We start from the raw sequence: 317 nt of genomic DNA on the forward strand, positions 1-317 counted from the left end.
AAAAAGTGGTGGGTCGTGAAGGATTCGAACCTTCGACCAATTGGTTAAAAGCCAACTGCTCTACCAACTGAGCTAACGACCCATCTTGGTTTTGCAAGAACTGATATTCTTACTGGAACAAAAGCCAACTGTCTCTATTTCAAGACCAACTGAGCTAACGACCCATCTTGGTGTAACATTAAAATTGTTTAGCCACGATTTAAAAAGTGGTGGGTCGTGAAGGATTCGAACCTTCGACCAATTGGTTAAAAGCCAACTGCTCTACCAACTGAGCTAACGACCCATCTTGGTTTTGCAAGAACTGATATTCTTACTGG

At 42.3% G+C, this 317-nt stretch carries 2 tRNA genes; both read right to left on the reverse strand.

The features are described from left to right. Positions 1 to 6: 6 nt before the first annotated feature. Positions 7 to 82, reverse strand: a tRNA-Lys gene (locus H5202_RS23745). Positions 83 to 207: 125 nt separating this feature from the next. After that, a tRNA-Lys gene (locus H5202_RS23750) sits at positions 208 to 283 on the reverse strand. Between the last annotated feature and the right edge of the window lie 34 nt (positions 284 to 317).

It is taken from the genome of Shewanella sp. SG41-4 (assembly GCF_014164505.1).
GTDB lineage: Bacteria > Pseudomonadota > Gammaproteobacteria > Enterobacterales > Shewanellaceae > Shewanella.